The sequence below is a fragment of the Nonomuraea sp. NPDC005983 genome, assembly GCF_040614375.1.
Classification (GTDB): Bacteria; Actinomycetota; Actinomycetes; order Streptosporangiales; family Streptosporangiaceae; genus Nonomuraea.
Genome location: NZ_JBEXUP010000302.1, coordinates 1 through 1116, shown reverse-complemented (window position 1 = coordinate 1116; position 1116 = coordinate 1). Strand labels below are relative to the sequence as shown.

Annotated in this window: 3 protein-coding genes; 2 read left to right on the top strand and 1 reads right to left on the bottom strand. The window is 67.7% G+C overall.

Annotated features, from left to right (window positions below; genetic code table 11):
- Positions 1 to 209: 209 nt before the first annotated feature.
- Positions 210 to 509 carry a GNAT family N-acetyltransferase gene (locus ABZ297_RS46860; protein ID WP_355361120.1) on the top strand — a complete coding sequence of 100 codons (300 nt, stop codon included), beginning with the start codon at positions 210 to 212 and terminating at the stop codon, positions 507 to 509.
- Positions 510 to 535: 26 nt separating this feature from the next.
- Here the strand turns inward: ABZ297_RS46860 and ABZ297_RS46855 are convergent, their stop codons facing one another.
- On the bottom strand, positions 536 to 712 hold the full coding sequence (locus tag ABZ297_RS46855) for a hypothetical protein (protein WP_355361117.1): 177 nt from the start codon (positions 710 to 712) through the stop codon (positions 536 to 538).
- A 58-nt stretch (positions 713 to 770) separates the two neighbouring features.
- Between ABZ297_RS46855 and ABZ297_RS46850 the strand changes: the two genes are divergently transcribed.
- The coding region (locus ABZ297_RS46850) for an LLM class flavin-dependent oxidoreductase (RefSeq protein WP_355361114.1) at positions 771 to 1116 on the top strand (346 nt) is incomplete at its 3' end.

Genomic DNA, 1116 nt, shown 5'->3' with positions numbered 1-1116 from the left:
GCACCGCCGCCCGCCCGGGGGCACGCCACCTGGGGGGGTTTTGTGGGGGTCGTTGTTGGGGGGGGGGGGGGGGCCCCCCCCCCCCCCCCCCCCAACCCGGTCCCAGACCGAACCATCGACCGAAGCTCCACCGAGAACTTTCCTCCGCCTCCGCCACGTATATCGTCGACCTACCTGTGCTTCCTCACTCGCCCCTCGGAGACCGCCACATGATCACCGTGACCGACAATCACACCGCCAACCGATTCGAGGCCCACGACGGCGAAACGCTCGCGGGGTTCTCCGCCTACATTCGCACGGCGGAGCTTGTCGCCTTCGTCCACACCGAGGTCGATCCGGCCTACGAAGGACGCGGTGTGGGTTCCCTGCTGGCGCGCGAAGGCGTCGAATCGGTACGGGCGGAGGGCTTGCGGGTGCTCGCGGTCTGTCCCTTCATCGCGGGGTGGCTGACCCGGCACCCCGAGTACGCGCACCTGGAGTACCGGGCGGCCAGCAAGGTCACGGACTGAATCCCAGGCCATGCGAAAGGAATGACCTAAGGACCGGCGCGCCCGGGCCGGAGCACAAACCGGTCGCCCGGCTGGCCTGCGGCGTGGACCAGGACGTCCTCCCAGGCGGCGCGGCAGACGATCAACCGCTGAGTGCCGGGGACGGTGACCACGACCGCGCCGGAGTCCAGGCAGCGCAGATGCCCGGCGCGGATGGCGGCCACCTCGCCGTACTGGGGAAGTGCTCTTATTCGAAGGGCGCGGTATTCAGGGCGGATCAGGTTGTCGGTTGCAGAGGAAGCTGTCGGTGTTCAGGGTCAGTTGTCGGATTCCGCTTTCGATGCCGTCGGACGACACTCGCAACCGCTCGGCGCCGACTGTGCACTCGACTTCGACGTGCTCGATCCACCGTCTGATGTCAGGCTGAGTACGTTCGAGCCGATCCTTTGCGCCTTGGAGGTTTTGATGCGTGCAGGTGTCGTGGCCACCGCACACCCCGGTGTGGAGGATCTCGCCGTGCAGGCCGAGGAGTTGGGCCTGCACAGTTTCTGGGTGAACGACACCCCGCTGGTCCACGGCGACCCCTTCGTCGCCCTGGGACTGTGTGCGAAGGCCACCAGCCGCATCA

Coding starts and splice junctions, on each gene's coding strand:
- ABZ297_RS46860 (WP_355361120.1), top strand. CDS start 210: ATGATCACCGTGACCGACAATCACACCGCCAACCGATTCGAGGCCCAC.